Consider the following 22033-nt stretch of genomic DNA (forward strand, 5'->3'; position numbering starts at 1 on the left):
CTTTATACAACATTATTTAACCATTGTGTCAAGTCGGCTGATGTGGAGAAATCTAATAGCGCCTCACTTAAATCTTCTAATTGAGTCAGAGACAAATCTTCAATCTGCCTACGCAATTCTGGAGCAACTATACCAATTCGCCGAGGAAGTAGGCGCATGACTACTGACAACGCCTCTTCTCGTTTCCCCTGCTCAATTCCTTGTCTAATAATTCTTTGATAGACCACAGATTCCTGCATAAGCTCCTCCCGCAAAAGGCTTTTGATGACATTGTTGTTATATTTTAACCCTGCAAGCAACTGAGTACAGGCTGAGATATTTCGTTGTTGGCTGGGTTCTTCAATCATATCTACCTGAGCAGCAACTTGAGAGAGCAAGGATTCAGGGGAATCTGTTCGCGCTAAAACCGCCAAAGGTAAAAGACCAACAGACGCTAGCAAAGGAGCGGGGTCTTGCTCCCAAATCCGAATCGCTCGGAAGCGATGAACTGTATTAGTATCAGTAAATTGTTCGATAAAAACTGCGTTTGTAGTGGTTTCTTTGAGGTAGATGACAACCTGTTCAATAGGATAAAAACTGTATTGCCGACGCAGCCTCGCGTAGTAGTCTAACATCCGAATCGGCATTGGCGGGATTGATACAGGTGCAACTTGGAACTCTAGGTGGAGAATCTCTTCTTGGGGATTTAGCAAAATAATGCAGTCTGCTCTAACTGGCTCAACACTCAACTCAGTTTTGAGGTCTTTAACGTCTGCTGGGGTTCTACCTAACAACCAGGTGGCAAAGTTTTCGGGATACTGTTCTGAAAGATAGCGGCAAACGTTATCGATGGATATTGAGTTTATAGTTAAAGCATTAAGTAAGAAATATCACAGTTTCCGTTCATAAAATTGAGCTTTAACCTGGCTTGTTGAGTGAATCGCTAACTTGAGTACCTGTATAATTGGGAACCCAACCCTCGGCGATCGCAAAATAGCGTATTGCTTTGAAATTCAACGATGCAGTTGGGCTGCACCAATGCTCAACGTCGGCGGGGATGTAAAGATAGTCTTGTGCTTGAACTAAAAGCTGTACCTGACTGCCATCAGGCCGCACGAAGCCATAGATCATTTCTCCTGCCAACACGTAGAGGGGTTCAGGTGCAGGATGAGTATGGTAACGGCCGTAGGTTGCTATCAGATGGTGAAGATTAAAGGAACCTGGATGCACATTTAACAAGTCACACCAGATAGCGCCATTTTCTTGCTGAAGAAATTCAAAAACGCTGTTATGGAGTTCTACACAATAACGTTTCTCCGACTCAGTTAAAACGTCCTGGCTTAACAGATTAGGGAAGAGTAGCGATGTTCCTGGATCGTAGTGTCTGAGTTGAATGCCAAAAGGCCCAAGTTCACGAGCTATTTCGCCTAAATCGCTCTCAATCGTACCGTCGTCAAGTAGTAGGTTAGCCATGACAAAAAGACTAATTAACTGTTAAGAAAAGTATACTCTATCTTTGAGCTAAAAGCCACTATTCCCGACTGACAAACCGGGGAATGGGGAATGGGGAATAAATTCTTCCCAATGCCCAATGCCCATTTACAGAATATAATTTATCGTCAGAATGATGTTCATTGGTACCACTAGCATCTAAGCTAGTACGGGTGAACTATATACAGCATAGAATGTCTGACTTAATTCTGTTTTGGCATCGGCGCGATTTACGCATTTCTGACAATACGGGGCTGGCTGCGGCAAAACGGCGGAGTCCGAAGGTGGTGGGCGTGTTTTGTCTCGATCCGCATATTTTAGAACGGGATGATGTTGCTCCTGTGAGAGTAACTTATATGATTGGCTGTTTGCAGAAACTCCAAGAGCGATATGCTCAAGTTGGTAGCCAATTGTTAATACTACACGCCGATCCTGTACAAGCTATACCAGCTTTAGCAGAGGCAATAAATGCCAAAGCTGTTTTTTGGAATTGGGATGTAGAACCTTATTCACAAGAACGCGATCGCACCGTTATAAATGCCCTCAAAGAAAAAGGTATTGAGTTTCTTAATCAAAACTGGGATCAAATCCTCAATTCCCCAGATGAGATCCGCACGGGTAGTAACAGTCCTTATACAGTTTATACCCCCTTCTGGAAAAATTGGATTACTAAACCGAAGGCTCAACCCGTAGAAACACTACAAAATATTGAGGGATTAACGAAAGCCGAACAGGAAATTGCCAAACTTGCAGGAGCGATCGTACTACCTTCAGCAAAAGATTTAGGATTTATTTGGGATGAACAATTAATTATTTCACCAGGAGAAGCGGCAGCACAAGAACGATTAGAAGAATTTACTAATAAAGCTATTACTGAATACCAAGAACAGAGAAATTTTCCCGCAGTTGATGGAACATCACAACTAAGTGCAGCATTAAAATTTGGCGTAATTGGCATTCGCACCGTTTGGCAAGCCACCATCGAAGCACTAGAAAATAGTCGCAGTGAGGAAACAGCAGTTAATATTCGCACATGGCAACAGGAATTAGCCTGGCGGGAGTTTTATCAACACGCAATGTATAACTTCCCGGAATTAGCTGATGGTGCTTTCCGCGACATCTTTAAGAACTTTCCTTGGGAAACTAATGAAGAACATTTCCAAGCTTGGTGTGAAGGAAGAACTGGCTACCCGATTGTGGATGCAGCAATGCGCCAGATGAATGAAAGTGGCTGGATGCACAACCGTTGTCGAATGATTGTTGCTAGTTTCCTCACCAAAGACTTGCTAATTAATCCGCAATTAGGAGAAAAATACTTTATGAAGCACCTGATTGATGGTGATTTATCTGCTAACAATGGCGGTTGGCAATGGAGTGCTTCTAGTGGTATGGACCCTAAACCTGTGCGAATTTTCAACCCAGCTAGTCAAACACAAAAATTTGATCCAGAAGGGGAATATATTCGGCAATGGGTGTCAGAATTGCGGTCTGTAGATACAGAATATTTAGTTACTGGTAAAATTCCACCTTTAGAACGTCATGCTGTTGGCTATCCTGACCCAATTGTAGATCATAAAATCCAACAACAGCAATTTAAACAGCTTTATCAACAACAAAAAAATATTAGTAATGGTGAGTAAAATAGTGAGTTTTCTAATGTTTATTTAAGGTTGATATTGGATTGTCAAGCATTTCCAATAATTGAAGAAGGCAGAGGCTAGAAGGTTCATAACTCTTAGTTCTGATGATGGTCTAATTCATTATGTAATTGGTTGTTGTGGGTGCGGATTTAGCTCCCACCTAAAACACTCTGTTGCCCGTTAATAATTCTCTCTTTAATGCGTTAGTGCAGGTTGCCGTAGGCATCGCTATAGGTCTAGAATTTACAGTAACTTTATTGAAGTTCAGCAAATATGAATTTTAAATAAACTCTCAATAATTTTTAAATTAAAATTTTGTATTTCTCTAGACTAAGTAGCACTAGAGTAAATAACTCTAATAAAACAGATAAGGAAAACTAATTTATGACCTCAACCACAACTTACACTTACGATGCCGATCGCAAAGTGATATCTGAGAGGACAGACAACAACAGTGATGGGATAGTAGACTCAGTTATTACCTACCGCTATGATCTGACATACACAAGCAGTGACACCAACGGCGACGGCAAAGTTGATTATGTCCAAACCTATACTTATGATGCCAAGGGCAACCGGACATCCTATAGCAGTGACGGCAACGGCGACGGCAAAGTTGATTCTTTCTATACCTATACTTATGATGCCAAGGGCAACGAGACATCCTTAAGCACTGACAACAACGGCGACGGCAAAGTTGATTATGTCCAAACCTCTACTTATGATGCCAAGGACAACCTGACATCTTTTAGCTATGACAGCAACGGCGACGGCAAAGTTGATTATGTCCAAACCTTTACTTATGATGCCAAGGGCAACCTGACATCTATAAGCATTGACGGCAACGGCGACGGCAAAGTTGATTCTGTTCAAACCTATACTTATGATGCCAAGGGCAACCAGACATCTATAAGCAGTGACTACAACGGCGACGGCAAAGTTGATTCTGTCGATACCTATACTTATGATGCCAAGGGCAACCGGACATCCTATAGTTTTGACTACAACGGCGACGGCAAAGTTGATTCTGTTCAAACCTATACTTATAATGCCAAGGGCAACCAGACATCCATCATCTATGACTTCAACGGCGACGGCAAAGTTGATTCTGTCCAAACCTTTACTTATGATGCCAAGGGCAACCAGACATCCACGAGCAGTGACGACGGCGACGGCAAAGTTGATTTTGTCCAAACCTTTACTTATGATGCCAAGGGCAACCAGACATCTATAAGCAGTGACGACAACGGCGACGGCAAAGTTGATTATGCCCAAACCTTTACTTATGATGCCAAGGGCAACCGGACATCGATAAGCAGTGACGACAACGGCGACGGTAAAGTTGATTCTGTCGATACCTATACTTATGATGCCAAGGGCAACCAGACATCTTTTAGCAGTGACAACAACGGCGACGGCAAAGTTGATTTTGTCTATACCTATACTTATGATGCCAAGGGTAACGAGACATCTATAAGCAGTGACTTCAACGGCGATGGCAAAGTTGATTCTGTCACAACTTCTACTTATGGACGCGCATCCGCTAGCTATGACTTCAACAATGATGGTGTAATTGATGCAGTTGGCATCTACAGCTACGATTTTAGCGGCAAGCTGACATCACAAAAAATTGACAAAAATAATGATGGCATCTTTGATGAAGTCACCGCTTACAGTTACGACGCTAACGGCAAACTCGCTGCACAGATTGCTGACAAAAATAGCGATCGCATCCCTGACGACATTACCACTTTCAACTACGATCGCAATGGCAAACTAATTTCCGCAGATATTGACAAAAATAGTGATGGTATTACTGATGCAGTTGCCACTTATCTGTATGATACCAATGGTCAATTAATCAGCAAAACCACCACAAACGGAAACGTGCCAAACATTACCTTAAACGGTGGTAATGGTGCAGATGAACTCAGTGGTAGGGCTGGTAACGATCAAATTTCTGGCAAAAACGGCAACGATAAACTCCTTGGATTAGCCGGAAATGACAAGCTAGTTGGTGGTAATGGTAATGACATTCTCAATGGTGGCGCTGGGCGCGATCTTCTCACAGGCGGTTGTGGCGCTGATAAATTTGTGTTTAACAGCCTGAGTGATTCACTGCTGTCTACCTTTGATAAAATTACTGATTTGAATATTTCTGAAGATAAAATTGATGGGCTGTATGCAGTTAGCGCTGCTAATTTAGTTCAACTTGGCAAAGTTGCGAGTCTAAATCTCTCAGATGTACAACAGATATTGACTGTCACTAATTTTGTCGCTAAAGGTGCGGCAACTTTTACCCTTGGTACAGGCAATAATCAGCAGACTTTTCTGGCACTCAACGATAATACTAATGGATTCTCTGCCCTCACGGATGCTGTGATTGAGATTAGTGGCTACAAAGGCAGCTTGAATAATTTAGCAGTTGTCTAAGGTTTTGGCAAAGGTATTAGACATAGGAGTAAAAACCCTTGTAGAGGCGTTGCATTGCAAGCTCTCTACCCCGGATTTCTCACCACATTTCGATAGAGCCTTGTGCAGGGGAGCAGGGGAGAAAGAAGTTGTAGTGAGTTCTGCACCTCTGCCCCTCAAGCTTGTGAGAAATGTGGGTCTACAAGGGTTTTAGGTAACGCATAATTAATTTTGGGAGATATCTCAAATTATTTTGACGGACATTAAATTACGTCTTCACAGGTACGCGAGAAATTGTCCATAAGATGAGCAGGAAGATTAAGTAAATTGCGCCAACCAGCCCAAACTCAATCAGAGGAATATAGGCTACTTCGTAAATTCTGCCCAAGCCGCGTTCAGTCAGTCCATAAACGGCGAGTACACTAACTAAAAAGGCTCCGTATATAGTACGTTTAGTCAAAATACCCACAGGTAAACCGTGGAGTTGGGTAAGTATTAAAATGCCAAGAAAACCAAAGAGGAATGTGGGCCACTTGCTTTGTCCTAGCATTAATGATACAACTACACTATGTAAAACCACTGTAATTTCCAAAGTGAATGTCCACCAACGGTTGATATGAGTTCGGTTAAATATCAACGACGATTGGAGCAGAAGCAAGAACATATAGAGAAAACCTATTAAATGCCCGATAGTCGCTTCCATTGGATGATACCAAAAGGTGTAGATTGCGGCAAAGGAGAAAAAATAGCCGTGGTACAGCTTGATAATTTGCAAAAACTGTTGATGGAATGGAACAGAATTGCCAAAAAACAAACCGCGTCGAGGCGTTTCTAAAATCAGTACGAACACTAGTAACAGTACAACTGCACCTTGAGAAGCCCAAATTGAAGTGTCTTGAGCGAGAGCATCGTACCAAATATAGGTCTGGAGGAAGTGTAAAGCGATAAATATACCATTGATGGCAAGCATGAGGTAATTTATCGGGTGCAGGGCTGATTTGTATTTCAACTGCGATCGCTGCGCCCACAAGATACACGCCCAGATGCTAAACTGATGCCCAATGTACATACCCCAAGCCGTTGCTCGACTCCAAAAGGTTGGTTGGGGAAGCTTCCAGTAGTACCAGTTTAATCCTTGGTCAGGAAGTTTGATGATGCTTGCAGGAATGCTCCCACCGATCCAAATTGCGTAAGTTAGGAGGATGCTTACAAAGATGCCTAAAAATAATACTCGGCGACCTGTCATATTATTAATTCGTAGTTCGTAGTTCGTAATTCGTAGTTCGTAATTCGTAATGACGCTCGTTCGCCCTTGGCGTGCCGTAGGCAAGACTCGCTAACGCTGCGCTAACGTAATTCGTAATGTTTAATAACAAGGGGAGAATAACCTTCTCAAAGTCCTCCTTTTTAAGGAGGATTTAGGAGTATCTAAAGTTTTAGATACATCAGCAATAACTTTAGATCCTTTAAGACTTGGATTGTCAGGCTATACGTTCTTTGTTTGATTCAGATGCACTTTTAGTAACTCGTAAACTAAGAAATAAAGCTACAATCATTACTAAAAATCCGCTCAAAAAAGGAGAATCACTCCCAAATTTCATAAAACTAATCCCTGCCCAAATTGGCCCACCAATGCGTGCTAAGGCAGAACAAGAACTGGCAATTCCTAATATTTGTCCTTGCTCTTCTGGGGCTGTCATTTGGGAAATTAGGCTATTCAATATTGGTTGACTAACACTAATTCCCCATGCCACAAGTGTAGTAGCGACCAACAATAAACTTAAGCTTTGTGAGAATCCAATTAGCAGTAATCCTAAACCTAAACCTAATATCCCCAAGGTAAGTAATTTGATTTCACCAAAGTTTTTCTTGAGGAATCCGATTAGTCCTCCTTGAACGATTGTGCTAACAATCCCCATGAAAGCAAAAAGATAACTAGTTTGTTGAGGGCCCCAGTTTAATTGCTGCTTAGACCATAAAGCTAATGTAGAGTCCATAGCTGCAACTGCAAAGGTAACAAAAAAGTAGATACCTACAAGCACACAAAACTGTGGACGCTGTGACAGTTGTAATAAGTTCAGCCGTCGCCGGCGGTGGCGATTAGCTTGCATTTTGGCTTTAGTTTCAGAATTTAGAGATTCAGGAAGTAACGTCAAAGCACAAAGCAATGCAAATAAAGATAATCCACCTGAGAACAACGACGGTAAATGAAAGTTAGCGTTATCTGGATCTGACCCGATGAGAAGACCTCCAATAGCTGGGCCGAGAATGAAGCCAAGACCAAAAGCTGCTCCGATTATGCCCATACCACGGGCTCGATTAGCTGGCGTGGTAATATCTGCGATGTATGCCTGAGCAGTACTAATATTCCCTGCCATAATCCCCGCAAGACTACGAGCAAGAAACAACATCCATAATGAGTTAGCAAAGCCTAAGCCTGTGTATGCTATTACAGAACCGAATAAGGTCAGTAATAAAACCGGACGACGACCGTAGCGATCGCTAAATCTGCCCCATAATGGTGCAAACAAGAACTGCATTAAAGAATAAATAGCTACAAGTAGAGTGGCTTCGTTAGGTTTTGCGCCGAATTGTTCAGCATACAAAGGCAGTATCGGCAGAATAATTCCGAAGCCCAGCAGGTCTATAAATACAGTCAAAAATAAAACCAATATAGGCTTGCTATTATTTTTGCTCTCCATAGTGCAATTCCCTTTTTTAAAAAATATATGTAACTTGGATTGGTTTTATGCACAACAAGGAATGCTCAATCGTAAAGACCCATTGAATGCAATCAGTAATCAGTTCAAGCAAAATGCGTGTATTTGAGCGTGGTTGAGCGAAATAGCGTGGAATAAACCCATTATGAAAATTAAGCCAGTAATACTACTAATAAAAGCAACTACGATCTCGTGCTTCCGTATAGCTTTTTGTATCTTGGCTTCTATGATGTGTTCTACTTCTTTGTATGACATTGACTTTAATTTGGCTGAAGATCAAAATGTTGCGGAACTTACGTCTGATAGAAGTTGGAGTATGTCTAGAACTTCAAACTTCTTTAATCACGAGCTATTTCGATGCTGTGTGAGCATCAAAATAAGTCATATTGATCGTGACGTTAACGAGTATTGCTAACATCATTCGTAATTACAATCAGTGCTAGATGATTTCTGTAAAATAAATTACCCGATCGACCTACTAAGCAGGGTAAAGGCATCTAAAGTATAAGAATCCTTTAATAGCAAGAGTTTTGGCTTTTTTTGAGTTAGCCTATTTTTCATCAATATCCTTATACAGCAGGAATTTCAGAAATCCCGTGCGATCGCCCTGATCTATTAAGTTAGTTGTGATTCCCTAATGGGAAAATGACTGTTTTAACTGATCTGGTAATTTCTGATTCAGAAATATTCTTAGCTCTAGACTAATCACTGATAGCGACACGAGAAAGCCAGTCCACGTACCCATTGCTACGGGGATTTTACTACTCAAAGTGCCTCGGAAAGAGGATGTTGCAGGCCACCTAATCAGAGATTTTGGTGTGGGCTACTGTACCCTCTTCCAAACTACGAATTAGAATTAATTATTTGGCTAAGTTACGTTGGCGTAGCTTCAAAACAGCACCAGAAACACCAAAAGCTAATATCGCCAAGGTATAAGTCGATTCGGGAACTGCAAGAATGCTTACCTGATTGATAGCCAAGCCGAATTGGGGAGCAGAACTACTAAAAACTAGTCGTGAGATGTTTGGAGTGTCACTACGAACTCCCAAGAACACTGCCGAATTATCTAATGCTAAGGACGAAATATTTGGAACTGAGAAACTAGCCAATAGGTTATTGGTACTATCAAAAGCGTTGAGAAAAGTTTCAATTTCCAATTTACTACTGTCTATAGCTATCTGAGCCCCAGCGCCAAAAACAGGCTGGGCAAAACTAATTGTTAAAGGTTCACCGTTACCCTTAGTACCAGGATCAGGAGTACCAGGAGGAAGAGGGATAAAACCTGTTGGATCTATACCTCCAAAGAGAATAAAATCACCTGAAGCGAAGTTACTCCGAATTCCAGGGGAAGGTAAAGTTTGAAAAACAAACGGTGGAGTAACCTGAGGATTATTAGTTGGAGCTATATTTATATCTAACCCTAAACCACCTTGGGATGCTGTTGAGAAAAAATTAGGTAAAAAAGCAGAAAAGTCAGGGGCAGAGGGATTGAATACTTTACCCAAACTTCCCCAATTTACTTGATCGTTGCCTTCTAAACTAGCGCGTTCCGTTACTAAAAATGTAGCTGCATTAACTGGTAATGGGAGAATTGTGACTATAGCTGTAATTACGGTTAAATATTTTACAGACAACTTGTTGAATAATGGATTGATTGTAAATTGCACCAAGCTCACTCCTTAATTTTGTAGAATAATATCATTAAAACAGAATAATTCAACACCAAAAATTAAACAGTATATTGTTCATAGCAAACGTATCACATTTATGAATACCCTGGTATGTAAGGCTATTAACGAGAGAATAGCCTAAATTATCAAAGGCTAAACTCCTTAATCTTAAAGGATTATTATACCTTAGATGCGTTTGCCCTAGTGTATTGGGTCAAGAGAGTTAAAGCAACTGCCGTATTCAATCGTATTCAATGGTTATGCTGCAAAAACTTTTGTTTATCCAGTATTTTTTGCACCAAATTATTAGTTAAGCATCAAAATTTGGCTTTAAAATCGAGCTTCGAATACCTAAATACTAGAAAAGCGTAAATTTTAAAAGATAACGCTTGCTTTTGGCGTACAGCAATATTTTCAGGTTTCTAGCAGATTGATTTAGCATATAAAGTACTGAATAACCAAACTTTTTGAGGGCTAGCTGGTGAGAGTTGATACAATTCATACTTTTACCAGCCCAACCTCATTATATTTTTGCAACATAACTTTTATCCTGGGGTACAAAGACAATTACTCGTGTCTGTACCACTCTCAATTTGTTATGTGTAAACTAATAGTCAGTGCTTCCACAACAAATCCACAACAAAGAGCAAAAAGCTTTAACTTGTTATGGAGATGTAACCCGTAGAACTTTATACCAACTGAATACTCACATTGGATGAGAGATTTTCAATGAAGGCGAATTGATTTCCTAAGAAAGACAAGTTACCACTAGAGTTGTCATACACAAAGTCGCCACTGTTAGTAGTACCAAACCCTGCTTTAGAAACTTGAATTACGTCACTCTGACCAAAGGTGTAATCTTTGATAATGTCAATACCATCACTTAAGCTATTGAAGATAAACTTATCTGCACCAAAACCACCGGTGAGAATATCGTTACCTTTTCCACCGATGATGGTGTCATTACCGAAGCCACCGGAGATAGTATCATCACCATCTTTACCTTCTAATCGGTTATTTTGGCTATCGCCAGTAATGCTGTCATTTGCATTTGTACCGATGAGATTATCAAAGTTGAGTACATTAAATGTTATTGTCCCCAGACTAGGAACGTTAAGAGCAGAGATAGTTTGATCCTGTAAGTTAGCGATGACAGATACACCAGCAACAGATTGAGAGGAATCTATGGTGTTATTGGCAACGCTAGCATCAGCAATAACTGTTTCTACTTTAAAAACTGTGTCTGTTCCGAAGCCGCCACCTTTGGTGATTTGTCCTACACCTGATAGGGTGATGGCTTTGCCTAGTTTGCTGTAGTCTGCTGTATCAAAACCATCTCCACCATTAATGCTGTCGTTACCCCGACTGCCCTTGAAAGTATCATCGCCTGCACCACCTATCAATGTGTCATTGCCATCTCCACCATCAATCAGGTCATTGCCATCTCTACCATCAATTAGGTCATTCCCAGCCAGACCAGATAACTGGTTATTTTGGCCGTCGCCCTTTAGGGAGTCATTGTTAATTGTGCCGATGACATTGGCAAAGTTAACTACATTAAATGTTAAATTTCCCAAACCAGGAACGTTAAGTGCAGAGATAGTTTCGGCTTCTAAGTCAGCAACGGCAGCTACCCCAGACAAAGATTGAGATGCATCTATAGTGTTGTTGGCAATGCTGGCATCAGCGATTACCCTATCTACTTTAAAGACTGTATCTGTTCCGAAACCGCCAGCTTTAGTAATTGTCCCTACACCTGAGAGGGTAATTTTCTTGCCTAAGCTGCTGTAATCTGCGGTATCAAAGCCATCACCACCATTAATGGTGTCGTTACCTCGACTGGCCCTGAATGTGTCATTGCCGCCATTGCCTGTTAATTTATTATTTTGACTATCGCCAGCAATGAAGTCATCTCCATTTGTGCCGATTACATCGTCAAAGTTAACTACAGTAAATGGCAATGTCCCTAAACCAGGAACGTTATTAGCTGTCAACGTTTGGCTTTGTAGGTTAACTGTGATTGATACACCAGCTAAAGATGCGGAAGCATCTATAGTGTTATTGGCAACAGTAGAATCAGCAATAATCTTTTCTACTTTCAATAGTTGGTCTTGTCCTAATCCACCACCTTTAGTAACTGTCCCTACTTCTGAGAGGATAATAGTTTGACCTAGTTTGCTGTAATCTGCGGTATCTGTACCAACTCCACCATCAATCAAGTCATTGCCCTGACTACCCTTAAAGGTGTCATTACCGTTACCGCCAAACAACGTATCACTGCCTTCACCACCATCAATGATGTCGTTGCCACCTTTACCATCAATCAGGTCATTACCAGCAAGACCAGATAACTGGTTATTTTGACCATCGCCCTTAAGGGTGTCATCGTTAATCGTGCCGATAACGTTGTCAAAGTTGACTACATTAAATGTCAATGTTCCTAAACCAGGAACGTTAAGAGCAGAGATGGTTTGGGCTTCTAAGTCAGCAACAGCAGCTACCCCAGCTAAAGATGCGGAAGCATCTATAGTGTTGTTGGCAACGCTGCCATCAGCAATAACCTTATCTACTTTCAAGAGTTGGTCTTGGCCCAATCCACCAGCTTTAGTAACTGTCCCTACTCCTGAGAGGGTAATCGTCTTACCTAATTTGCTGTAGTCTGCTGTATCAAAGCCAGCGCCACCATCAATGTTGTCGTTACCCTGACCACCCTTAAAGGTGTCATCGCCATTTCCACCGAACAATGTATCATTGCCATCTCCACCATCAATCAGGTCGTTGCCACCTCTACCATCAATCAGGTCGTTGCCAGCTAGACCAGTTAATTGGTTATTTTGGCTGTCGCCTTTAAGGGTGTCATCATTAATCGTGCCGATAACGTTGTCAAAGTTGACTACATTAAATGTCAATGTTCCTAGTCCAGGAACGTTGAGAGCAGAGATGGTTTGGGCTTCTAAGTCAGCAACGGCAGAGACTCCAGACAAAGATTGAGAGGCATCTATAGTGTTGTTGGCAACAGTTGCATCTGCAATTACCCTATCTACTTTAAAGACTGTATCTGTTCCAAAACCGCCAGCTTTGGTAATTGTTCCTACACCTGAGAGGGTAATTTGTTTGCCTAAGTTGCTATAGTCTGCGGTATCAAAGCCATCACCACCATCAATGCTGTCGTTACCTCGACTGCCCTTGAATGTATCATCACCGCCATTACCAGCCAAAGTATCATTGCCTTCTCCACCATCAATGATGTCATTTCCAAGGCCACCGGAGATATTGTCATTGCCTGCACGACCAGAAATCTGATCGTCACCACTAGTACCCACCAAAAAGTCATTGTTAGGAGTACCAACAATAATGGACATAATGTATAACCTTTATAGTTTTGCAGATCAAATTTGTTTGATCGTTGTAATACTCGCATAATACAATGATTGCAATTATAAATTTCTGATGAAATAAACCTAAATATAATTAATCCTGTTTTATATCTCTGGCGAAATAAAAATACTGCTCACTCTGAAATTATTAAAACCTCTTTAAGGCTCTCAAACATGCCGACACAAAAGTGTTGCAATTTTTGAAACCCAATTAGATACAAAACTTATTATCTGTACAACATTATCATGATATATAACGAAAATAGGCTGTTCCAGATGTCCTCATAAAAGCGAATAAGCCTTCTTTAGTGGCAAACAATGCTGTGCCCCTATGAAAAATGTCGTTTTTCAACTTCTCTATATTTGGTATATCTTGCCAATGGGTAATTCTTAAAATACGTTTTTTTAATCAAGATATATTCCGCATTGTGCTTAATCTATTTTTTAAAATTGATTTAGGATTGCTATAGCTATTAGTTATTATCAAAAAACTATTGTAATAAATTTTCTAGATTTTAATAATATAGTGATTATTTGAACTTGATATTACCTCTTGTAATAGAAAGCAGAGTGGGGGAGACGAGGAGTATGAGGGAGATCAAGATAATAACTCCTAACTCCCAACTCCCTATTTTATTTTTCAATTGCTAGAATCATTGGATCTGTTATCATCAGCGTTTTGCTTGATAATTACAGATGAATGTTGATGAGCGTTCGTCGTTCGCGCAGCATCTCCGCCTGGAGTTGGCACCGTTCTTGATTGTCCATCGTTGTTTCCATCTGGAGATGGTGGTTGCGAGGGTTTAGCAGGTTTATTCTTCAAGAAGCGTTCTTCCAAAGTCTTGATGATTACATACAACACTGGAACAATCAGCAAACTCAAGATCGTTGCTACGAGTAGCCCGCCAAATAAGGCTGTTCCTAACGACCAGCGCGAGGCAGAACCGGCTCCACTTGCGACTACGAGGGGGAAAAATCCCAGCAAGGAAGCGCTTGAAGTCATCACAATCGGTCGAAACCGTTCTTGCGCTGCGGTTATGGCTGCTTGTCGAATTGTCGCACCTTCTTCAAGGGTTTGATTGGCAAACTCGACGATCAAAATCGCGTTCTTCGATGCTAGTCCAATCAGCATTACCAATGCCACGTTTGCATAGACATCATTCACCAAACCGCGCAAAGCTAAGGCACTCAACGCGCCCAACAACGCTAATGGTACAGTCAACAAAATAATCGTCGGATCAATATAACTTTCATACTGAGCAGCTAGCGTCAGAAACACCATAATGATTCCGAAGCCAAAAATCAAAATCCCCAAGTTACCTGCACTTAATTCTTCGCGGGCAGTACCAATCCAATCACTGCCAACCCCTGGCGTTGCTGCTTCAGTTACCGCTTCTTGCATTGCTTGAATTGCCTGTCCACTACTGTAGCCCGATGCTTCTCTACCTTGTAAATCGATCGCGCGGAAGCCGTTGTAATGGGAAATTACAGATGGGCCTGTAGTAGGTATAATCTTTGCAACCTCACTCAATCGCACCATTTGGTTATTTGCCGATCGCACATAAAGCCGCCGAATATCATCAGGCGATCGCCGATAGTTAGCATCCGCCTGAACATATACGCGATAACTACGCTGTCCCAAAGTAAAATCGTTAACATACTGGGAGCCAATTGCAGCTCCGAGCGTGTTCACAGCTTGTTGAAAATCGATGTTAAGTGCTTCTAAACGAGTGCGATCGAAGTCAATCTGAAACTGTGGTGTACTAGCAGTAAACTGGGTAAAAACGCCGCCTTTGAGCGCCGGTTTTTGATTGGCTTGGGCGATCACCGCTTGAGCGTTAGCAAAAAAATCATTAATTGTCAGTCTTCCGTTGGTACGGTCTTCTAGCTGTAATTCAAATCCTCCTAACGTACTAAAGCCTTGAATAGGTGGGGGACTGACTGCGGTGATAATAGCTTCTGGAATCGTTGCAAATTCCCTATTTATTCGGGCTAAGATTGCAGAGGCCGTTTGATCGGGTTGAGTACGATCCTCCCACGGCTTGAGTTTTGCAAAGAACACACCGCGATTTGAGCCACTACCGGCAAAACCAAATCCCGAAGTGGCAAAAACGTTATTAATCTCTGGTTCTTTTTCGAGAATTTGTTCGAGTTTTTCAATTACTTGATCGGTATAATTGAGGGCAACTCCATCTGGGCCTTGAATAATACCTAAGACAATACCCTGGTCTTCACTCGGAACAAACCCGGTGGGAACATGGGTAAACATGAAATAAGTTGCAGCTAAACCAACCACAAATAATCCCATGACCGCATAACGAACGCGAATCAGAAAATTCACGATCGCTAAATACTTTTCAATGATCCATTGTAAAATTTGATTGAAACGACCAAAAAACCAACCAAGCGGGCCGCGTGCAGGGCGAGGTGGGCGGAGCAAAATTGCGGATATACTCGGACTAAAGGAAAGGGCATTAAACGTTGATATGGCGATTGAAAAAGCAATAATCAACGCAAACTGTTGATACATTTTTCCTGTCGAACCTGGGAAAAATGCCACCGGGATAAAAACAGCCATCAATACCAGCGACGTTGAAACTACCGCTCCGGTAAGTTCATCCATTGCCTCAACTGATGCTTGCAGTGGTCGCATTCCCTGTTCAACTTTGCGGGCGATCGCTTCAACAACGATAATGGCATCATCTACAACTAATCCTGTCGCCAAAATTAAGCCAAATAACGTTAAATTATTCAACGAGAATCTAAACACGTAAGCGAATGCTAACGCCCCAATCAGTGAAACGGGAATGGCAACCAGGGGAATAATTGTGGCTCGCCAGTTTTGCAGAAACAGAAAAATCACTAGTACGACAAGAGCGATCGCTTCAACTAGTGTTTTCAATACTTCTTCGAGTGACGCTTGCACAAATCCAACGGTATCATAGACAATCTCAGCTTTTAAGCCTGGTGGAAAGTCTTTCATTAACTCATTCATCTGAGCCTGAACGTTTTTCGAGACATCCAGGGCGTTACTACCAGGTAACTGATAAATTGCGATGCCAATCGACGGCTTACCATTATTTCTAGCATTGCTGCTGTAAGTCTCGGAGCCGAGTTCTGCACGACCCACATCTTGGAGTCTAACTAAACTGCCATTACTTCCAGCTTGAATGACTAGATTGTCAAACTCTGACGCATCTTTAAATTGCCCATTGACTCGTAATGGAATTTCATAACTTTGGCCTGGAGGGATAGGGGATTGACCTAATGTTCCGGCTCCGGCGAGAATATTTTGCGATCGCAATGCCGTAGCAACATCTGTCACAGTTAAGCCTCGACTTGCCAGCGCATTTGGGTCGAGCCACAACCGCATTGCATATTGTTTTTCGCCAAAAATTGTTAAATCCCCAACCCCAGGCGTTCTCAGCAGTTGATCTCGCAAATTCAGATCGATATAGTTACTAATAAACAGCGCGTCATACTCATTATTTTCGGGATAAAGAGCATAGACTAACAAAATACTTGTAGAAGATGTTTGTGCTGTCACACCGAATTGTTGCACCGTTGTCGGTAGGCGAGGTGTAGCACGGGCGAGACGATTTTGGACGTTAACTTGGGCAATATTTTTATCTGTCTGCGCCCCAAAATATACTGAAATTTGGCTACTACCTGCTGAACTATTCGAGGTCATGTACTGCATTCCCTCAACACCGTTAATTTGTCGCTCCAGCGTAGTTGTCACAGCAGTTTCGACAGTTTCCACATCCGCCCCAGTATAGGAAGCTGAGACTTGAACGCGAATCGGTGCAATATCTGGCAAGTAATTAAGCGGCAGCAACGGAATACACACGCCGCCGACAATCAGAATCAGTAGGGTGCAAACGGTAGTTAATACCGGGCGTTTGATGAAGGTATTTGCGATCGAAAAAATCATAAATTATCCTGGATTTATGATATAGGTTGGATTGGTGCGCCTTCTCTAAGTTTGAGAATGCCAGAAGTCACAATCGTTTCGCCAGATTTAAGCCCATCGATAACTTGATAATTTGTGCCTTGAAGGTCGCCTAATCGCACTAAACGCTGATGCACAACTTGCTGCTGTTGTCCATTTACGGTTCTGTTTTCGGTAACAAACACAAAACTTTGTCCACCAACGCGAGAAATTGCAACCGTGGGAATCAAGATCCCTGGTTGTCGATTCCAAATCACGCGAGCTTGAACGTATTGTCCATCGCGCAATCGCCCTTGTGAATTCCGAAAGCGGGCTTTGCTCAGTATTGACTGTTGGTTAGAACTGACATTTGGGGAAATGTAGCTAATTGCGCCAGTACCAAGCAATTGCTGGGTTGTGGGATCGATTAACTGAACAGGTAAGTTCGTTCGTAATTGACGCAATCGATTTGAGGGTATAGAAAGATTGAGATCCAGTGAATCGTTTTGTGTGAGTGTGGTGATTGTTTGTCCGATGTTGACATAATCTCCAACCTTGACTGGAAATTCACCGACTACGCCAGTAATGGGCGCTACCACTTGCTTGAAACCGAGGTTAACTTGTGCCGCAGCCGTGCTTGCTTGAGCTTGGCGGATATTTGCCTGTGCTTGGCGGACGGCTGCTCTAGATGCTGCTACTTGTTTTTCAGCTGCTTGCAGGTCTGCTTGAGCAGTTTGTAAATTATTTCTAGCAATGTCTGATTCTTGTCTAGCTACGGCTCCTTCGGTGACTAACTGTTGAGTACGATTGAATTGTGTCCGTTGCAATTGAACATTTGCAGCTGCTTTGGTGCGTTGGGCTTCGGCTTGTTGTTGCTCTGCTTGAGCAGTACCCAATGCTGCTTGCACCGAATTAGCAGCCGCGATCGAACTGGCGACATTGGCCTGAGCCTGATCTAAACTCAAAGACGCGATCGGTGTACCCTGCTGCACCCTCTGTCCACTCGACACGAGAATTGATTCGATTCGTCCCTGGGTTTGGGGCTGTAGCGTGACTTTTTGCTGCGCCTCCAACGATCCAACAAACTCGGAACTTTCTTCGATTGTGCCTGCATCAATTCTCTGAAGTTTTACCGGCAATGGTGGCGGGCTTTGAGCATTTGCTGCCGGATCGTTTTTTTGACAACCACTCGTCAATGCTGTGAGCATTAGTACGATAACTAATACTGGATTTGCGAGCAATAGGCTTAAGTATTTAAGTAGATAATCAGGTTTTAGCATGAAACAAAATGCTGATCGGCTAAATTTATAGACTGCATAAGTTTTCCATCTCAAGCTAAGGGATTGAGAAAGTCTAATAACTCCTTCTTTGCCGCAGTAAATTTTCTATCTGTCTAGATACTTTGTTAATCCTTTAGATGTATTTTTCGTCTGAATAGCGGATTTAGCTCAAGTAAACTTATCTTTAAAAAATCTCTGGATTAATACTACGTGAGTTAGACGGATTAAAAAAAATACTAAAGATAGAGATAATTAATTTTGTAGGGTAGATATAAAAGATTTTTGAAAATCATCAATCTCGTTTTATGCCTGGGTCGCTTTGTTCAAGGGCTATCCAGCCGATGCATTTTACCTGACCAAGCATTTTAACAATGTATTAATTAGCTAAGTAAAGTGATTTATTATACGGATGAAAGATATTACTCAACCATGAAGTCACGAATTTTAGGCTCACAGACCAAACAATTACCGGAGTTGAGGCGATGGTTCTAGACAGCTAAACCAGAATTACACGTTATTTAATCTATGCTCCTAAGTTGCTGATAACCCTGGTTAGACACTTGGTAGTAGTATGGAGAGTTGCCTTCATTCCTAACAGTAATAAAATGGTGATTTCTGGAGGCGTATATAATACAGTTAGATTGTATAGGACTAGTATTTGACTTTTGCAATGCACGTAGTGGACTGTCTACGCAAAAGAGTGCATTAGACGTAGGTTGGGTGGAGCGGAGCGCAACCCAACATATATCAGGATATTGGGTTACGCAAAGCCTCCAACGCCACTTGCTACAACGCGGGAAACCCGCGCAACGCAGTGGCTCCCCAACCTACAATTTTTTTGCAACATTTTAGCCTAGATAGTCCATCACAAGACTACCGAGATTTTTTCAGAAATCAAATATGATTCTTATAGACAAATAAATAACCTCTAAACAATCTGTTAAAGACATTTACGTCAATTAACTTATGACTAATAGAATTGATTTAACAGAAATTAATTTACCTAATGCTATCAAATTAAAACTTGGATTTTCTGATGATGTAAATTTATTCTCCTCAAGTTCAGGAATTTATTTAGATTTCGACCATGATTTGCAGTTAAATTTAGACAAAATTTTTAGCATTCATAGTGCAGTTACATACATAAATGTGGCGATTGATAGAATCATTATTGAAGTATTTGGCAAACATGAAATTAGAATATCTGCACCAAAATATAAAATTAATAAAACTTCTCGAAAATTTGAACTCGGCTTTAAAGGATTACTAAATAACCAAGATATTGAATTATTTTTTGGCAAGCAAACCACATTAAAATTTAAATTGAATGAATATTTTATTTTTAGCAATATAACTAGTAAACTTCCTATTGTCAACGATTTAAAATTAAGCAACCCAGAGCTAATTATCACTGATGCTGAACATTCTTTTATACATTCAAAATTAGGTTGCATTAACTTAAACAGAGGATTCAACTTTATTGGAAACATTGATTTAAATAATCTCCAGACAAATTTCAGCAGTTTTATTCATCGAAGCTTAGGAATTGGGTGCTTAGGAGCGATAATTAATTTTAATCCGGCAGGACAGGTTAGCTTAACAGGTAATATTGCAGGCGATATTCAGCTATTTTCCCAGCAACAATTTAAGGCTATTTTTAATAACTTGCTCATAGGGTTAAATATTGGGGCTGATTTAGAGCCAAACTTTGGATTAACTGGAAATTTGATTTTGCAAGGCTACGATCCCACCCAAGAAAAAGAACCTAAGTTATTTCTCTCTGGTAGTCTCTCTCTCGAACCCGAATCTTTAACAGCATACTTTTGTCAACAAGGTGAAAAATCTTGGTGTAATCCCTATGGATTGGTAGGAACTGAACTTCGCAATATCAGGTTTCAAGGAGGCGGAACATATTTACCTCCTTACTTTGATAACTTCGGCTTCATTGGTGATTTGAAATGGGAAAAAACAGACCTTGAGGTAGCTTTTCTAATCGACACTAATGATCCTGAAAGATTAGCTTTAATTTTAAATCCCAAGCAAGCAGTTAGCTTAATAGATTTGTGGAGGGGGCCAGTCGCTTCCTTTCTTAGGAAACAAGTAGGTTATTCAACGGATTTAGTTAAGAAAGCACTAGGGCTTTTAGAAGGCTTAGTCAACTTAAACATCGATGGGGATGGAGACGGAAAAATTAATGCTTTAATTAAGTATGTTCCTTTTCCAACAATAATTGCGGCTCAAGCTATATTAGAAGGTTTAGAAATTAATGGCAAACTTAACGCTTGGGGGCATGAAGCAATATTAATTATTCAAGGAGATAAAACTTTTAATAATATCTCTGGTTCATTAAAAGTTCTAGAAATTGATTTAGGATTTCTGAAAATTAAGGGAACAGATGACGATAGTTTAGATTTATCTTTAAAGGTAACGCCTAGTGAGCAGTATCTTCAGGGAGATGGTTATCTAGAAATTTTTGACAACGAAATTGCAAATGTTGAATTTCAAATTAACCGTACCAATACTACTTTTAAAAACTTTGATCTAAGTTTAGGCAATCTGTTGAATATTGATGTTGATGCTTTGAGTATCAATATAAAATCTGGTAACGGTAGTGGTTTAGGAACAATTTCAGTTTTTGGGAATACCTTAGCAGGCATTATGTTTGATGTTACTCAAAATAGTGTCAATCTTAGGGATATTCGGCTGAGTTTAGTAGGTTTCTTGATTTTGGCTATTCCGAACCTCACAGTTAATTTGAAGAATCAAAGCGCAACAGGAACAGCAAATATTATTGCTTTTAATCAATCTTTGGGTAGCGGCACTTTATCATTTAACACTCAAAACGTTTCAATCAATAATGTAGCTCTTAATTTAGGCAATGTTATAAAGCTCAATGTTCCTATTTTTAAACTTGATTTAACTAATAAAAAGGTTTTTGGTTTAGGCGATGTTACTCTCTTAGGCAAGCAATTCACCGCGTTAGGTATTAGCCTGAATGAGAGCGGATTTCAAGCCACAAGTAATTTCAATTTTGGCATTTTAGCTTTCAACGGCGCTACAGTAACTCTCAGCAAAGGAACTAATGGTAATATCAATAATTCTGCCAGTATTGCCGGAAGTCTCAAGTTTTTAGGCTACACCTTTGCCAATATCACGGCTAGCCTTAATAGCAGTAAATTAATTGCATCGGGTAGTTTTAATTTTGGTGGTATTTTAATACTTAAAGGAGCAAATAATCGAAGGAATGCGACAATAACGCTTAACAGAGCAAAAAACGGACTGCACAATTGGGTTAGTATTATGGGTAGCTTTTATCTGTTAGGTCAAGAATTAACATCACTCACTATCCGCCATAATAATAGTGCTTTAAAAATTTTAGGTATGCACATTATCAGAAAGCCCAACCATTCAAAAGGAATACATAAATAAGGTAAAAACAAGTTAAATTGAAGTTTTAGTTAGTCTTAGTGGCAATAAACTAGATGAGCAGAATAAATTTTGTAAGCTCTCTATACATAAGATTAATATTATTC

11 protein-coding genes are annotated in these 22033 nt (G+C 40.8%); 3 read left to right on the forward strand and 8 right to left on the reverse strand.

Annotated elements, in window-relative coordinates; translation table 11 throughout:
* Positions 1–2 precede the first annotated feature (2 nt).
* Together GNF10_RS11555 and GNF10_RS11560 are read right to left on the reverse strand one after the other, a co-directional pair.
* A complete protein-coding gene (locus GNF10_RS11555) occupies positions 3–773 on the reverse strand; it encodes a DUF4351 domain-containing protein (RefSeq protein WP_221643365.1) in 771 nt (256 codons plus the stop codon).
* A gap of 124 nt (positions 774–897) precedes the next feature.
* Positions 898–1452, reverse strand: a complete 555-nt coding sequence (locus GNF10_RS11560; RefSeq protein ID WP_185583003.1) for an acireductone dioxygenase — start codon at positions 1450–1452, stop codon at positions 898–900.
* Between the two features lie 212 nt (positions 1453–1664).
* Here GNF10_RS11560 and GNF10_RS11565 point away from each other — a divergent pair, with 212 nt between their 5' ends.
* Together GNF10_RS11565 and GNF10_RS11570 are read left to right on the forward strand one after the other, a co-directional pair.
* Positions 1665–3110: a deoxyribodipyrimidine photo-lyase, 8-HDF type gene (locus GNF10_RS11565; RefSeq protein WP_185583005.1), complete on the forward strand. Its 1446-nt coding sequence runs from the start codon at positions 1665–1667 to the stop codon at positions 3108–3110.
* A 384-nt stretch (positions 3111–3494) separates the two neighbouring features.
* Complete coding sequence (locus GNF10_RS11570; RefSeq protein WP_185583007.1) at positions 3495–5543, forward strand: bluetail domain-containing putative surface protein; 2049 nt, start codon at positions 3495–3497, stop codon at positions 5541–5543.
* A 247-nt stretch (positions 5544–5790) separates the two neighbouring features.
* Here GNF10_RS11570 and GNF10_RS11575 read toward each other — a convergent pair whose 3' ends face one another.
* The 6 genes from GNF10_RS11575 to GNF10_RS11600 all read right to left on the reverse strand — a co-directional run bounded on the left by GNF10_RS11575 (position 5791) and on the right by GNF10_RS11600 (position 18500).
* Positions 5791–6852 (reverse strand): hypothetical protein, encoded by a 1062-nt coding sequence (locus GNF10_RS11575; RefSeq protein WP_260445844.1) that lies wholly within the window; start codon positions 6850–6852, stop codon positions 5791–5793.
* A gap of 151 nt (positions 6853–7003) precedes the next feature.
* On the reverse strand, positions 7004–8224 hold the full coding sequence (locus GNF10_RS11580; protein ID WP_185583009.1) for an MFS transporter: 1221 nt from the start codon (positions 8222–8224) through the stop codon (positions 7004–7006).
* Positions 8225–9102: 878 nt separating this feature from the next.
* Entirely contained in the window at positions 9103–9909 is an 807-nt protein-coding gene (locus GNF10_RS11585) for a hypothetical protein (RefSeq protein WP_185583011.1), read from the reverse strand.
* Between the two features lie 692 nt (positions 9910–10601).
* Positions 10602–13274, reverse strand: coding sequence for a calcium-binding protein (locus GNF10_RS11590; protein WP_185583013.1), 2673 nt, complete (start codon positions 13272–13274; stop codon positions 10602–10604).
* A gap of 655 nt (positions 13275–13929) precedes the next feature.
* Positions 13930–17223: an efflux RND transporter permease subunit gene (locus GNF10_RS11595; RefSeq protein ID WP_185580941.1), complete on the reverse strand. Its 3294-nt coding sequence runs from the start codon at positions 17221–17223 to the stop codon at positions 13930–13932.
* A gap of 14 nt (positions 17224–17237) precedes the next feature.
* Positions 17238–18500: an efflux RND transporter periplasmic adaptor subunit gene (locus GNF10_RS11600; RefSeq protein ID WP_185580942.1), complete on the reverse strand. Its 1263-nt coding sequence runs from the start codon at positions 18498–18500 to the stop codon at positions 17238–17240.
* Between the two features lie 966 nt (positions 18501–19466).
* On the opposite strand from GNF10_RS11600, the gene GNF10_RS11605 reads away from it, so the two are divergent.
* Entirely contained in the window at positions 19467–21929 is a 2463-nt protein-coding gene (locus GNF10_RS11605) for a hypothetical protein (protein WP_185607156.1), read from the forward strand.
* Positions 21930–22033: the final 104 nt, after the last annotated feature.

Source organism: Nostoc sp. UCD121, from assembly GCF_014222285.1.
GTDB lineage: Bacteria > Cyanobacteriota > Cyanobacteriia > Cyanobacteriales > Nostocaceae > Nostoc.

Bases quoted from the DNA above. Each gene is read 5' to 3' on its own strand.
- GNF10_RS11560 (WP_185583003.1), bottom strand. From the start codon at position 1,452: ATGGCTAACCTACTACTTGACGACGGTACGATTGAGAGCGATTTAGGC.
- GNF10_RS11565 (WP_185583005.1), top strand. From the start codon at position 1,665: ATGTCTGACTTAATTCTGTTTTGGCATCGGCGCGATTTACGCATTTCT.
- GNF10_RS11570 (WP_185583007.1), top strand. From the start codon at position 3,495: ATGACCTCAACCACAACTTACACTTACGATGCCGATCGCAAAGTGATA.
- GNF10_RS11580 (WP_185583009.1), bottom strand. From the start codon at position 8,224: ATGGAGAGCAAAAATAATAGCAAGCCTATATTGGTTTTATTTTTGACT.
- GNF10_RS11590 (WP_185583013.1), bottom strand. From the start codon at position 13,274: ATGTCCATTATTGTTGGTACTCCTAACAATGACTTTTTGGTGGGTACT.
- GNF10_RS11595 (WP_185580941.1), bottom strand. From the start codon at position 17,223: ATGATTTTTTCGATCGCAAATACCTTCATCAAACGCCCGGTATTAACT.
- GNF10_RS11600 (WP_185580942.1), bottom strand. From the start codon at position 18,500: ATGCTAAAACCTGATTATCTACTTAAATACTTAAGCCTATTGCTCGCA.
- GNF10_RS11605 (WP_185607156.1), top strand. From the start codon at position 19,467: ATGACTAATAGAATTGATTTAACAGAAATTAATTTACCTAATGCTATC.